At 45.1% G+C, this 15,294-nt stretch carries 9 protein-coding genes; all 9 read left to right on the top strand.

The window, feature by feature from the left end:
* Window positions 1–31 precede the first annotated feature (31 nt).
* The 9 genes from JNG37_RS02880 to JNG37_RS02840 all read left to right on the top strand — a co-directional run bounded on the left by JNG37_RS02880 (window position 32) and on the right by JNG37_RS02840 (window position 15,225).
* Window positions 32–1,051, top strand: a complete 1,020-nt coding sequence (locus tag JNG37_RS02880; protein ID WP_158455797.1) for an alpha/beta hydrolase — start codon at window positions 32–34, stop codon at window positions 1,049–1,051.
* 144 nt (window positions 1,052–1,195) lie between these two features.
* Entirely contained in the window at window positions 1,196–2,083 is an 888-nt protein-coding gene (locus JNG37_RS02875) for an alpha/beta hydrolase (protein ID WP_158455795.1), read from the top strand.
* 11 nt (window positions 2,084–2,094) lie between these two features.
* Window positions 2,095–2,694: a DUF1349 domain-containing protein gene (locus JNG37_RS02870; RefSeq protein WP_158456086.1), complete on the top strand. Its 600-nt coding sequence runs from the start codon at window positions 2,095–2,097 to the stop codon at window positions 2,692–2,694.
* 114 nt (window positions 2,695–2,808) lie between these two features.
* Window positions 2,809–4,092, top strand: a complete 1,284-nt coding sequence (gene tig, locus JNG37_RS02865) for a trigger factor (protein ID WP_105148114.1) — start codon at window positions 2,809–2,811, stop codon at window positions 4,090–4,092.
* Between the two features lie 128 nt (window positions 4,093–4,220).
* The gene (locus JNG37_RS02860; RefSeq protein WP_158455793.1) at window positions 4,221–5,135 is read left to right on the top strand and encodes a metal ABC transporter solute-binding protein, Zn/Mn family; all 915 of its coding nucleotides are present in this window, start codon (window positions 4,221–4,223) and stop codon (window positions 5,133–5,135) included.
* 12 nt (window positions 5,136–5,147) lie between these two features.
* Window positions 5,148–7,889, top strand: a complete 2,742-nt coding sequence (locus JNG37_RS02855) for a pneumococcal-type histidine triad protein (RefSeq protein WP_158455791.1) — start codon at window positions 5,148–5,150, stop codon at window positions 7,887–7,889.
* Between the two features lie 209 nt (window positions 7,890–8,098).
* Complete coding sequence (locus JNG37_RS10045; RefSeq protein ID WP_158455789.1) at window positions 8,099–12,745, top strand: S8 family serine peptidase; 4,647 nt, start codon at window positions 8,099–8,101, stop codon at window positions 12,743–12,745.
* A 127-nt stretch (window positions 12,746–12,872) separates the two neighbouring features.
* A complete protein-coding gene (rpoE, locus tag JNG37_RS02845) occupies window positions 12,873–13,460 on the top strand; it encodes a DNA-directed RNA polymerase subunit delta (RefSeq protein ID WP_158455787.1) in 588 nt (195 codons plus the stop codon).
* A gap of 157 nt (window positions 13,461–13,617) precedes the next feature.
* Window positions 13,618–15,225, top strand: a complete 1,608-nt coding sequence (locus JNG37_RS02840) for a CTP synthase (RefSeq protein ID WP_158455785.1) — start codon at window positions 13,618–13,620, stop codon at window positions 15,223–15,225.
* Window positions 15,226–15,294 lie beyond the last annotated feature (69 nt).

Below are 15,294 nucleotides of genomic sequence, written 5' to 3'. Positions count from 1 at the left end.
AAGTCTATTGTGAAAAAGAAAGGAATTGTGTATGAAGAAGATGAAAACCTATCTTTTGTGGTTGCTTGGAATTGTAGCAGGCTTAGGCCTGGTTGCCTATATTTCCGTTACCAATCATCCACAGTTAGTAGTAGGTGCTATTCAAAAGATGATTTACAAGTCCAGTTCGCCCAACTCCTACAGCCCTCTTTATGAAGCTATTGACGGTACGAAAGAAAATGGTCACTATCTGAAAAGTGAGATTGCCTATAGCAAGGAATATCCCAATAGCTTTTTAGATATTATCTATCCAGACCAAAATCTAGAAGCTGACCGTCCAACGCTTTTTTATTTTCATGGTGGTGGCTTCTTTGCAGGTAGTAAAAATATGGGCGACCCGCTGGCAGCCAGTGAAGCGACTTATTTGCTTGATGATATGGTTTCAAAGGGCTATAATCTTGTAAATGTGGACTACGCTTTGGTGCCAGATTTCCACTTTCCAACGCCCCTCATTCAGATGAATCAGGCTATCGCTTATATAAAGGAACACGCAGAAGAATATCATCTGAATATGGACGATGTCATTCTGATGGGGTCCTCTGCAGGTGCTATCATGGTTGCCCAATATGGCAGTGTCTTGGCCAATCAGGACTACGCTCAGCTATTGGACATGGAGCCAAGTATCGCAAAAGAACAGGTCAAAGCCTTAGTTATTGATGATGCCCCTTTGGATTATCCCAAGCTTTCTCTGGGTGCCAAGATGCTGGTGGGGAACTATGTGGCGGGGACCATTTATCTCAGTGAAGAGGAAATCAACTCTTACAATCCGATTCTCCATGTGACCAAGGACTATCCAGCAAGTTTCCTTTTGGGCAGTGAATACCGTACCGACCTAATCACGCTTCAACAGGCCTTGAAACAGGCGGATGTTGTTCATGAGTTGGTCGATCCCTTAGCAGAAAAAGGGTTGGAAAAACCGCATGGCTTTGTTTCGAATTTACGAAATGACCCTGTTTCTGCAGAAGCCTTTGACCGTATGATGACTTTTTTAGAAGATCGAACAAAAGAATGAAAATAACAAGTTTACACGACCTGCCACCCAAATGGCGTAAATGGATGATTGGCTTACGAATTGCAGCGGTGATTTTACCCCTGTTATTCTTACTCTATTTTTGGCTGACCCTGGGGTCCTTGATACAGGTAATGGTGGGATAAGATGAAGTTTAGAGAATTACCTAAAAAATGGAAAATCCAGTTTGTCCTCTTGTCCTTCTGGATAGTGCTTAGTCTACTCTTGTTGGTCGGTTTCACTGTTTTCTTGCAGTCCTATCGTGCAAGCAATCAAGTCCACCGAGCAGTCTTGGTGAAGCCTGACAGTCAGCTAATAGGAGAGCGGTTGGTGATTGACCGACCTGAAAAAGAGTCTGTTCGTGTCAATCTTTACCGTCCAAGTGAGGCAAGCCAAACTCCGCTTCCCTTGGTGGTCAATGTCCACGGTGGTGGCTTTGTCGGAGGAGATGCAGATGTCTTGGACACCCAAAGTCAGCGACTGGCGGATCAGTGGCAGGCGGTCATTGTAACGGTCAATTATACCAAGGCAGATGTGCAGCCCATTTCTTACGGAGCAGAGGAAATCAAGGACACGGTCTTGTATTTTGTCAAGGAAAAGGCTGCTTACGGAGTGGATTCGACACAGTTTTCCATTATCGGCTATTCGGCAGGTGCTAACTATGCAGCCCTTGCCAGCGAATTATTGGTCAAGGATTGGTTTGACTTGGCAGGCTTGATCATGGCTTATCCTTGGACGACCGGGCTTTCTGTGGCAAATCAAGGAGAGGATTTCCCGCCAACGCTTTTTGTCTTGGCAGGTCAGGACCCCATTTCCCAAAAGGCCAAGCCCTTTATGGAAGACATGAAAAAAGCAGGTCGCACTGTGGATGTCATCGACTATCCAGAAGCCGTCCACAGTTTCATCGAGTCCAACAATCCCGAAGGCTTGACAGGGGCGACGACGGATATGTCCCAAGTGGTCAATGCAGAGCAGGAAAGCTTGGCAAGACAGGCAGAAGCAGCAATCGGTGACTGGTTAGACAGTCTAAGATGAAAGGAAAGCAAATGAACACCAAGAATTTTTACTGGGTACGAGAGCCAGAAAACTACCAGATCTCAGATAAGGAAATCAGAATCACAACCCAAGCTCACACGGACTTGTGGCAGAAGACCTATTACCATTTTGTCAATGACAATGCTCCCCTGCTCTTGATGGATACGGCGGAAGAGTATTTCTCCTTTACGGTTAAGACAGATTTTTCCAATAGTCATACCCGCTTTGACCAGTGTGGTGTCGTGGTCTATCAGGACTCGGAAAACTGGATCAAGGGCTCGATTGAGTATGAAAATGAGGAGTTTCAGCACTTGGGCAGTGTCGTGACCAATCACGGCTTTTCAGACTGGGCAACTCAGGAAATACCAGCTTCTGTCAAGTCTATCTATTACCGTTTGAGCCGACGGGGCAGTGATTTTTGCATTGAAAACTCTAAAGACGGTATCCATTTTGAGCAGATGCGGATTTGCCACTTACATGAAGGCGGTGGAAAAATCCATTTTGGAATCTATGCCTGCTCGCCAGAAGATTCTTCTTTTGAAGCCGTCTTTTCCGAAATGAGCTTGACAGACTGCAAGTTGCTGGCCCACGACGGACAGCAACCAGATTAGAAGATTAGCTTTCAGCTCTGCCATTTCCCTAAAGTCCATTATAAAATCGTTGAAATCCTTGTCATTTGTGGTATAATGAAGAGTATGCAATAAAATTTTAAGGAGAATGACAGAATGTCTGTATCATTTGAAGCAAAAGAAACAAACCGCGGCGTTTTGACTTTCACAATCGGTCAAGATGCAATCAAACCAGAATTGGACCGCGTTTTCAACAAAGTTAAGAAAGATATCAATCTTCCAGGTTTCCGTAAAGGTCACTTGCCACGTGCCGTTTTCAACCAAAAATTTGGTGAAGAAGCACTTTACCAAGATGTAGTAAACGCTCTTTTACCAGCAGCTTATGAAGCAGCAGTTGCTGAAGCTGGTCTTGAAGTCGTTGCACAACCAAAAATCGACGTTGTATCTATGGAAAAAGGTCAAGACTGGACAATCACTGCTGAAGTTGTGACAAAACCTGAAGTAAAATTGGGTGACTACAAAAACTTGGCAGTTTCAGTAGAAGCGACTAAAGAAGTATCTGACGAAGAAGTAGATGCAAAAATCGAAGCTGCACGCAACAACTTGGCTGAATTGGTTATCAAAGAAGGTCCAGCAGCTGAAGGCGACACAGTTGTGATCGACTTTGTAGGTTCAATCGACGGCGTTGAATTTGACGGTGGTAAAGGTGAGAACTTCTCACTTGGACTTGGTTCAGGTCAATTCATCCCAGGTTTTGAAGCACAATTGGTAGGCCACGCAGCTGGTGAAGAAGTAAACGTTGAAGTGACTTTCCCAGAAGACTATCAAGCAGCTGACCTTGCTGGTAAACCAGCCCTCTTCGTGACAAAAATCCACGAAGTAAAAGCAAAAGAAGTTCCAGCTTTGGATGACGAATTGGCAAAAGACATCGACGAAGAAGTGGAAACACTTGATGAGTTGAAAGCTAAGTACCGTAAAGAATTGGAAGCAGCAAAAGAAGTTGCCTTTGACGATGCAGTTGAATCAGCAGCTCTTGAATTGGCTGTAGAAAACGCTGAAATCGTTGAATTGCCAGAAGAAATGATCCACGAAGAAGTTCACCGTGCAATCAATGAATTCTTGGGTGGTATGCAACAACAAGGTATCTCACCAGATATGTACTTCCAAATCACTGGTACAACTCGTGAAGACCTTCATAAACAATACGAAGCAGACGCTGAAAAACGCACTAAGACAAACTTGGTTGTTGAAGCAGTAGCTAAAGCAGAAGGTTTCGAAGCAACTGAAGAAGAAATCAACAAAGAAATCGAAGACTTGGCAGCAACTTACAAGATGGAAGTGGCACAAGTTCGTAGCTTGCTTTCACCAGAAATGCTTAAACACGACATCGCTGTGAAGAAAGCCGTAGAAGTGATCACAAGCACTGCAACTGTAAAATAATAAATTAGGAAGCCGGTTTCGACTGGTTTCTTTTTTTGTACTTTTTTGCTATTTTTTTCACGATAAACTTGACTGGTTAATTATTTTGTGGTATAAACTTAACTAGTTAATCATTTAAAGGAGGAACTATGAAAAAGAAATTGTTTAGCTTTCTCTGTTTGGCTTTGACCTGTTTGTTGGCGGCTTGCCAGCTTCAGCCCATGCCGGAAGAGAAGGAGGGATTGACCATTGTCACAAGTTTTTACCCGATTTATTCAATGGTCAAATCTGTTTCAGGCCAGCGTAATCAGGTGCGAATGATCGGTTCGCGGTCGGGTATTCATTCCTATGAGCCGTCTGCTGGCGATGTTCGTGCGATTTATGATGCAGATGTCTTTATTTATCACTCAGGAGTTTTAGAATCCTGGGCTAAGCGTTTAGACCCCAATTTACAAGGGTCTTCAGTGGAGGTTTTAGAAGCATCGACCAAGCTAGAGTTGATGCGAGTTCCTGGTTTGGAAGAGGTAGAAGTGGCGGAAGGACAGGATCCGGCCAGTCTCTATGACCCTCATACCTGGTTAGATCCTCTCTTAGTTGCTGACGAAGCTAGAGAAATCGCCAAGCTCCTAGGTGAGCAAGATCCAGACCATGCTCAGGAATACTATGAGAATGCAGAAGCATTTGCCAAGGAAGCAGAACAACTCTATCAGACCTATAAGCCAATCTTTGAGAAAGTTTCTTCCAAGACCTTTGTTACTCAGCATACGGCTTTTTCTTACCTGGCTCATCGTTTTGGCTTAACACAGCTGGGAATTGCAGGGGTTTCTGAAGAAGAGCCTAGCCCCAAACGGCTAGCAGAAATCAAAGAGTTTGTAGAAGATTATCAGGTGAGGACCATTTTTGTAGAAAAAGGGGTGTCCGATAAGATGGCGCAAACCCTTGCTAAAGAAACAGGTGTAGAGCTGAAGGTCTTGGATCCCTTAGAGGCAGACCCAGAAAATGCAGCTACCTATTTAGATAATTTAAAAGTGGTGCTTGACACCTTAGCGAAAGAATTAAAGTAGATTGGAGAAAGTATGAAAAAGAAATGGATTCAGTTGGTACTTCCAGCGACGGTTGGTGCAGGTTTGTGTGGCTATTTTTTAGGCCAATACCAAGCAAACTTAAGTACACAACATCAAATCGCCTATGTTGAGTCAGAGTCGCAAGAAGGTGCAGTGGTTACAGAAACCAAGACTCCTGACCAGGTCTCCGCAGAAGAAGGGATTGATGCGGAACAGATTATTGTAAAAATCACGGATCAAGGCTATGTCACATCGCACGGAGACCACTTCCATTATTACAATGGTAAGGTTCCTTTCGATTCTATTTTTAGTGAAGAATTGTTGATGCTTGACCCGACCTATGTTTTGGACCAAAGCCACATCGTTAACGAAGTGAAAAATGGTTATGTTATCAAGGTAGATGGCAAGTATTATGTCTATTTGACCGATCCAAGCAAGCGGGATAACATTCGTACCAAGGAGGAGATTGCTAGTCAGCAGGAAATTACTGGGAAAAAAGCAGAGCAGGGACGGGCGGCTAGTCAAGGAAAGACAGGTCCCTATACTACAGACGATGGCTATGTTTTCAATCCAAATGACGTCATCGAAGATACGGGAGATGGCTATATTGTTCCCCATGGCAGTCACTTCCACTTTATTCCCAAAAAAGATCTGTCGCCAGATGAACTCAAGGCAGCACAGGCTGTTTGGGCAGGGAAATCTGGACAAGGGAGTCAGTCTAGCTCAACTGTGGCAAGAAGACAAGAAGTAGCTGCTATTGGAGCAGGTCAAGACTTGGCTTCCTTGTTGGCCCAATTGGACCGTACCCCTTTATCTGAGCGTCATGTCGAAGCTGATGGTTTGGTCTTTGATCCAAGAGCTATCAGTAAAAAAACAGCCACCGGTGTAGTTGTGCCCCACGGAGATCATTTCCACTTTATTCCTTACAGTCAGATGTCTGCCTTGGAAGAAAAGATTGCCCGAATGATTGGCACAAGTGGTGCAAGTGTCGGCCAGGCAAATGGTGGTACCAGACACCACGCTACTAGTCATCAGGTTCACTCTAATCCAACACCGAGTCCAGTCTTGCCAACTAGTCAAACCAAGCCGACAGGAACTGCCAAACAACAGACTCGTATGTGGCAGGGGCGTCCGATAACTGTTTATGGTAAGGGATTGGATGGCAAAGCCTACTTCACTAGTGATGGTTATCAGTTCAGCAAGGCTTCGATTACCTCTGTTGATGAACATGGCTTGATTGCAAGCCACGGAGACCACTTCCATTATGTTGGCTTTGGTGAATTAGAAGAATTTGAATTGAAGGAAGTTGCAGCATGGTTGGCTGAAAAATCCCAGGCCAATGCTGGTAGTCATTCGACAGCAGCTCCATCAAAACCAGTAACTCCTCCAGCGACTGAGGGACAAGAGAGTCCTGAAAACCGCCCTGAATTTGATAGCCAGGCAGTTTTGCGCAAGGCCAGTCATCGAGGTCAGGTGGGCTATTGGATGGAAGTGGATGGCAAGGCTTATTTCTATGCCCGTCAGGAATTAGATTTGATGAAGATTTCATTTGCAGAATTGCGTCTGATGGAGAAGGATCCATCCTATCTATTTGATGTCAGCCCTGCTAAAGAGGGGGATCTGACACCAGCTCCGCTTGTGCCAATCCATAAACTGCCAATGCGTGGTGGAAATGCCACCTATGATACTGGGGAAGTCTTTGTCATTCCGCATATTGACCACATCCATGTCCTGCCATATACCTGGTTGAACAAGGAACAGATTGCGACAATCAAGTACCTCATGCGTCATCCTGAAGTTCGTCCTGCAGCTTGGACCAGCAGCGGTCATAGTCATGATGAAGCCGCAGATCAGTTGGCACCGATTCTCAATGCGACAGCACCAGATAAGAGGGCTGGTTTGAAAAATTGGCAGATTGTCCATACAGCAGAAGAGGTGGGAGCAGCTCGTGCCCAAGGGCGATTTGCGACAGCTGATGGCTATATCTTTGCGGCTGAGGATGTATTGGATCCTAGAAGTTTTGTCTTCCGTGATGCATTTAGTCTGCCACGTGCAGATGACGATAGCCTGCGTTCAGTGAAAAAGAGCGAGCTCTCCAGTCAGGAATTGGCTGCGGTTCAAGCACTATTAGACAAGCGTGATAGAGATGAGTTGGCCAAACGTGTAACACCGCAAGAGCAACGGAAAGGATTGAAGAATTGGCAGATTGTCCACAGTTATGAGGAAATTGAAGCTGCCAAGGCGGCTGGTAAATTTACGACCAAGGATGGATACATTTTTGATCCACAAGATGTTGTCGATCCAAAAACCAAGGTTTCTCAAACGGCCTTCCGCATCCCAAGACCAGACGGTTCAGGTTTCTACCGGGTGGAAAAAGCTGCGCTCCATCCGCAAACGGAATTGGCACCAGCAGAAGCCTTGCTAGCGGCAACTCAACCAGCACCTGCCCAGCCTGCAAAACCTACAGAATCAACAACTCAGCCAAGCACTTCTTCGATTATTGCAACGCCTGCCCAACGCTTCACTCCTGAGGAAACAAGGGAGGAAAGTGGCACGCCAACAAGCAATCAAGCGCAAGAATCCAAGAGTGAGACTACCCCATCAAGTACATCACCATCGGATGCTGAGCCAGTTGCTAAACCGGCAAGCGAAGAGGCAGCTAGCGAACCGGCAGTAGCTGATGAACCAGTTCCAGTCCTGACAGATTCAACTGAAAGCAAGCCAGAGAAGGCACTAGACTCTGTCTCAGAATAAAAAAACATAGCTTTTGCACTCCCCGAAATGGTTAGCAAGCACTGCCGACCATTTTGAAAGGGAGGCAGAAGCTATTTTTTATAAAAGGAAGAATAAACAGAATTATCTATATTTTTAAAAAAATCAGAAAATTCTCTTGTAAAGTTGAGAAAAATCTTTTAATATATAGTTGTATATCCATACAAATTTATAAAGGAGGTTATGAAAATATGGATCTATTCAAGCGAATAGGAAAAGGATTGATGGGCGGTAGTCTGAGTATCATTCTCTTGCTAACTGCTTTTGTTGGTCCAACTATTTCAGCTGAAACTAGCTCAAGCGTGGACGAGTCGCTTCTGTCTTTGGAGGTAAGTAGCAGTGCTGACCTTTCTACAGATAATTCTGTAACCGCTATCACGTCTTCGCTGGAAGCGGAAGTTACGGTAACAACAATGGAGTTGTCGGAACAGACAGAGCAAGCTCCCCCTCTCCTATCTAGAGAGCCACTTGCGGCAGGTGAGTCGGCAGAGGGTTCTAGTTTGGTAGAGGCTGTCCCTGTTCCAAGCTCTGTGACTTCTGAAGAAGGGCTTGTTCCGAATGCGGAAACGAGTCAGACGGGGGTAGAGGTTCTTTCTGAAGAAAGCAATGCGCTGATTGAAGTACCAACTGTTTGGGAGACAGGAAATAAGGGAGAAGGCATGGTGATTGCCATTGTTGATTCTGGAATCGATGTCACTCACGATGCTTATAGCTTAACAGATATTTCGACAGCTAAGTATAAAAATGAAGCTGAAATTGAAGCTGTTAAGGCTGCAAATGGCATTAGCTACGGCCAATGGTACAATGAAAAAATTGTCTTCGCCTATAACTACCTTGATTTGAATACAGAAGTCAAGGAAGAAAAAGAAGCAACCCACGGAGGACACGTTGCAGGGATTGCAGCGGGAAATCCGACTCAAGAAGACAGTATTGGGCAAAAGATTGTTGGCGTGGCACCTGAAGCTCAATTGATGTTCATGCGGGTCTTCTCGGACAAATTCGGTAATGGGACCCAGCCCTATCTTTATATTCGAGCTATAGAAGATGCGGTTAAACTTGGTGCAGATGTGATTAACCTGAGTCTGGGTTCGGCAGCTGGCTCTTTGATTGATGCTAGCGTAGCTTTGAACCAAGCTATAGAAGATGCCAAAAAACGTGGGGTATCAGTGGTTATTGCTGCAGGAAATGACCGAGTTTGGGGAGATGGCCAGGACAATCCTTTGGTTGAAAATCCTGATTATGGCTTGGTTGCCTCGCCAGCGGCTGCGCGTGATAGCATCGCTGTTGCTTCCTTCAACAATAGCCATGTCATCAAGGATGTTTTCCAAATTTTAGGGATGGAAAATGATGCTCGCTTCAATAATGGGAAAGGGACCTATACACAACCGAGTGGGCTTGCCAAAGATTTTGAAGTTGGAAAAACCTATGATTATGTCTATGTCGGTTTGGGGCGTCCAGAGGATTTTACAGACAAGGATGTGGCTGGCAAGATTGCTCTGATTGAGCGGGGGATTATTTCTTTTGATGCCAAAATCACAGAAGCTGTGAATAAGGGAGCTGTTGGTGCAGTTATCTTTAATAATGTAGAGACCGGTGATGACTTGTCTATGGCTGTCACCACTCGTGTGTCTAAGTCAATTCCATCCATCTTCATTCCAAAAGCATTGGGACAGGAATTGGCAGCTCAGTCAGGAACAGGTCGTTACCAGCTGGTTTTTGATAAAAAACGTGCCAACCTCCCAAACCCAGATGCTGACCAATTGTCTGAATTTACAAGTTGGGGATTAACGACCGATGGTGAATTGAAGCCGGATTTGACAGCTCCTGGTGGTGCTATCTATTCTAGTATCAACGACGGCAAGTATGCCAGTATGAACGGTACTTCCATGGCAGCGCCACATGTGGCTGGAGCTATTGCTTTACTGAAAAAAGGCTTGATGGAGAAGTACCCTGATTTGCAAGGGGAAGCTCTCCAGGAACGCATCAAGCAAGTATTGATGGCGACGGCTCGCCCTCATTTTGATGAGAAAAGCCAAGCCTATGTTTCTCCTCGTCAACAGGGAGCGGGTTTGATCCATGTCGCGGCAGCACTCGATAGTTCTCTTTACTTACTTGGTAAGGATGCTTACCCAAGTATCTCTCTGGGGAATGTCGGAGATATTTTTGAGTTTGATGTTACCGTCTTCAATACGAGCCAAGAAGAAAAGGTACTTTACTACGTTAGCCATCTGAATACGGATGCCGTAGTAGATGGTCGTTTTGCCTTGACACCACGTGAGTTGGCACGAGTGGAAGGACAGGAAATCCGTGTGGCGGCTGGATCTAGTCAGACTGTTCGGATCCGACTAGACGCGTCAGCTTTTGCTGAAGAATTAGCCAAGCTGATGCCGAACGGCTACTATCTAGAAGGGTTCGTACGCTTTCAAGATGACGTTGACAAACTGGATTTGGTTAGCATTCCTTTTGTCGGTTTCCGTGGTCAATTCCAAAACCTTGCGGTTCTAGAGAAATCAATTTACGATATGGCCGAAGGAGAAAAGCCTTTCTATTCAGAAAAAGACTTTACACCGTCAGGGCACTTGGCTGTTGATGAGAAAAATTTCTTTACAGGCTTATTGACCGGGAAAGCTGAGTTTAACCATGAAACAGGCGAACATGGCATCCAATCACCGATTATTCTTGGAACGTTTGAAAATGCCAAAGGAGAATTCTTGCTCCAAAGAGACCAAGCTGGACAACCAATTCTAGCTCTTTCTCCTAATGGAGATGGCAATAGAGACGCAGTTGTTTTCCGGGGTGTTTTTCTGCGTAACTTCCGCAATCTGCATGTTCAGGTCTTTGCTGCAGCAGATACTGAGCGTCAGGAAATCTTGTGGCAGGGTGCGGCAGTTAGTGGTCCGAAAAATTACTATGCCGGCCGAGCAACCAACCCTCGTGCACACTTGATTGAAACTTCAGCCTGGGAAGGAAAAGACAGCCTAGGTCAGGATTTGCCAGACGGGCTCTACCAATATGTTGTTCGCTATCTTCCGGAGACGGCGGGTGCCCAGATGCAAGAGATGGTTTATCAGATTGAACTTAATCGTGTGCGACCAGCTATTACAACGGGAATCTTAGATCTGGAAAACTTGACCTTTAAGCCACGAGACCCGCTTGCCTATGGCATGCCTATCTATCGTGCTCGGGTGTATTATGTTATCCATACCAAGGATGAAAATGGAAATCCAGTTGAAATCTTGAACCCAGACAATATTGGGCCAACCGGACGCCCCCTACGTGAAGTTTTGACCCAGCCAAAACGGGTTTATGTAGAACCAGATGAAAATGGGGTTTATCATCTGCCAGAAATTGATATTCTGGACCGTCCTTTAGATATCAGCAATTTCTTCTACGCTGTTGAAGATCAAGCAGGAAATGTCATCAGTGCCAACTTGGTAGAATTTGCAGATTTGCCTCAGAACCATGGTATTGTAGTAGTGCAAGTGATTGATGATGCAACTGACCAAGAATTGCCGATTGGCTATAACTATCGTATTTTTGATCATGAAGGTGTCGAACTAACAGAGTTAAACAAACCAGGAGGCCCTTTTAGTAACTTGCAGCTCTTACCATTTGGAGACTATACGGTTGAATTGCTCTTGATGGACCAGGATGTGGCCCGCTTGATTGATGGTGAAATTCTACGCAAATCTTTTACAGTGTCAGAAGAAAACAGCTTGGTTGGTGTGTCTTTCCGAGTGGAAGCGATTGGCCGCTATCCTGTATTGGCAAGCTTTGCAGGTGTGGCGCCAGAAGGAACAATGATCTACTTGGTTGATGCCAGGGGACAGCGAGTGGAGTTGACACGTGCCCGCTATGCGCCGGAGAGTTTTGAACGCCTGATTCGCCAGGGGCAATACAAGCTTGAAGTTCAGTTGCCAGATGGCTATTTTGTCTTGGATTTGCCAGCGTCTTACTTGGTTCAAGCAAGTGCACGTAATTTGCTGGACTTAACCTTAGCAGCTAAAGGCAGCATGGAATCGTTGGGTCAGGCCTTGTCGAATCCAGCTAGTCAACTACCAAGTTTCGATTTGGCGGCAGATACGGATGGCGACGGATTTAGCAACCAGGTTGAGCTATTAGCAGGCTCAAATTATGCAGATGCGTTCTCTGTACCAGATGTGACAGCCAAAGGTGATAGTGTAACCTATGAATTACCACCAGGAGACCTCAGTCTTTCAGGGGCAGCAGTTTATGCATCTGTTCCTCCAAGTTTCGATTTGGCGGCAGATACAGATGGCGATGGCTTTAGCAACCAAGTTGAGCTATTAGCAGGCTCAAACTACGCAGATGCGACCTCTGTACCAGATGTGACAGCCAAAGGTGATAGTGTAACCTATGAATTACCACCAGGAGACCTCAGTCTTTCAGGGTCAGCAGTTTATGCGTCTGTTCCTCCAAGTTTCGATTTGGCGGCAGATACGGATGGCGACGGATTTAGCAACCAAGTTGAGCTATTAGCAGGCTCAAACTATGCTGATGCGTTCTCTGTGCCAGATGTAACGGCTAAAGGTCAAGCGGCTTACCAAGTTCTGCCACTTGCTCCCCTGCCGATCATTGCAGAAAGAACGAACGCGAATCTGGTAACAAAATCACTCGAAAATCCATCACTTTTGAGTCGACCAGTAGATGAGAAAAAGGTGCAAACAGTTTGGGGCAATTCTCTGTCTGCTGCTGCCAAAGCCTCTGCAAGCAGTCTGCCACAAACAGCAAGCCAAGAGCAAAGCATTTTATACTGGCTGGCAGCATTCCTTGTGGTAGTAAGTCTCCACAGTTTGAAAAGAAAAGAAGTTGGGTAATCCCAGCAAGAAGGTCTAGTTTGGTAGAGCCAACTGGACTTTTCTTTTCTGAAAAAGTGGACTAATCTTTGACTAATTAGCAGTTTTAGCGTAAAATAGAAAGGAAAGACAAAAAAGGAGAAGAGCCTTGGAATTAAACGTATTTGCAGGACAAGAAAAAAGTGAACTTTCCATGATTGAAGTGGCGCGTGCTATTTTGGAAGAACGTGGCCGTGACAATGAAATGTACTTCAATGATTTGGTTAATGAAATTCAAAACTACCTTGAAAAATCAAACAGCGAAATTCGTGCAGCCCTACCAACTTTCTATTCAGATTTGAATGTGGATGGCAGTTTTATTCCGCTAGGAGAAAACAAATGGGGCCTTCGTTCATGGTATGCAATCGATGAAATCGATGAAGAAGTCATCACCCTTGAAGAGGACGACGAGGATGCACCAAAACGGAAGAAAAAACGTGTCAATGCCTTCATGGATGGTGATGAAGATGCCATCGACTACGGCCATGATGATCCAGAAGATGAAGATGGCTATGACTCTGGTTCTGATTCAAGTTACGATGATGAAAATCCAGACGATGAAAAGGACGAAGTTGAGTCATACGATTCAGAAATCAATGAAATCATTACAGATGATGATTTGGTTGACGAAGAAGTTGATTTGAACGAAGAAGACGATGAGTTTTCAGAAGACGAGGAAGTCATCGACGAAGTATAGATTTGTCATTGACAAGCCTCTGTTTTTACGATAAGATAATATCGGGCACCTCTTTTGAGGTCGGAGCTCCCTAGTCAATAGGGAGCTATTTTTGTTTTTTCTTCAAGATTGTTAAAAAACACCCCGTCATTAAGAAGACAGCAGAGGAGGAGTTTGCATGACAAAATATATTTTTGTAACAGGTGGCGTTGTGTCATCGATTGGTAAGGGGATTGTGGCAGCAAGTTTGGGCCGCCTCTTGAAAAACAGAGGATTGAAAGTTACCATCCAAAAATTTGATCCCTACATCAACATTGACCCAGGAACCATGAGTCCTTACCAACACGGGGAAGTATTTGTGACAGATGATGGTGCAGAAACAGACTTGGACCTTGGTCACTACGAGCGATTCATCGACATCAACCTCAACAAGTATTCAAACGTCACAACTGGTAAAATTTACAGCGAAGTCCTTCGCAAAGAACGTAAGGGAGAGTACCTAGGAGCAACGGTTCAGGTGATTCCACACATTACAGATGCTTTGAAAGACAAAATCAAGCGTGCGGCTCGGACCACCGATGCTGATGTTATCATCACGGAAGTTGGCGGAACGGTCGGTGACATCGAAAGCTTGCCCTTCCTAGAAGCCCTCCGTCAGATGAAGGCAGATGTCGGTTCAGACAATGTTATGTATATCCATACAACACTCTTGCCTTATCTTAAAGCAGCAGGCGAAATGAAAACTAAGCCAACACAACATTCTGTAAAAGAGTTGCGTGGTCTAGGTATTCAGCCAAACATGTTGGTGATTCGGACAGAACAGCCAGCAGGTCAAGGCATTAAAAACAAACTAGCCCAGTTCTGTGATGTGGCACCAGAAGCGGTCATTGAATCCTTGGACGTTGAACACCTTTACCAAATCCCATTAAATATGCAGGCGCAGAACATGGATCAAATTGTTTGCGATCACTTGAAGCTCGACGTACCTCCAGCAGATATGACAGAGTGGACAGCGATGGTAAACAAGGTTCTTAATCTCCAGAAAAAAGTAAAAATCGCTTTAGTTGGTAAGTATGTAGAATTACAAGATGCCTACATTTCAGTTGTAGAAGCCTTGAAACACTCTGGCTATGCCAACGATGCTGCGATTGAGTTGGATTGGGTCAATGCCAATGATCTGACAGCAGAAAATGTAGCTGATCGACTTGGACAAGCCCAAGGGATCATCGTACCTGGTGGCTTTGGTCAACGCGGTACAGAAGGAAAAATTCAAGCCATTCGCTATGCGCGTGAGAATGATGTGCCTATGTTAGGCGTCTGCTTGGGCATGCAGTTGACCTGTGTGGAATTTGCTCGCCATGTTCTTGGATTAGAAGGAGCCAATAGTTTTGAGCTGGATCCTGAAACCAAGTATCCGATTATCGATATCATGCGTGATCAAATTGGAGTGGAAGATTTAGGAGGAACCCTCCGTTTAGGTCTTTATCCAAGCAAGCTCAAACGTGGTTCAAAGGCTGCAGCAGCCTATGATAATCAAGAAGTTGTTCAACGTCGTCACCGCCACCGTTACGAGTTTAACAATGACTTCCGTCAGCAATTTGAACAAGCTGGTTTTGTCTTCTCAGGTGTATCGCCAGACAACCGCTTGGTTGAGATTGTTGAAATTCCTGAGAACAAGTTCTTTGTGGCCTGTCAGTATCACCCAGAACTCCAATCTCGTCCAAATCGTCCGGAAGGACTCTATACAGCCTTTGTCACAGCAGCTGTTGAGAATGGAAGTGAATAAATTAGGAGTGACTGTGTAGACCAGCGCTTTTGAGTGGAGCATCCTTTTAGGGTGCTCGTTTTTTATGGG

The sequence above is a fragment of the Streptococcus suis genome, assembly GCF_016775005.1.
GTDB classification, from domain to species: domain Bacteria; phylum Bacillota; class Bacilli; order Lactobacillales; family Streptococcaceae; genus Streptococcus; species Streptococcus suivaginalis.
This window is presented reverse-complemented; position numbering and strand designations above follow the sequence as displayed.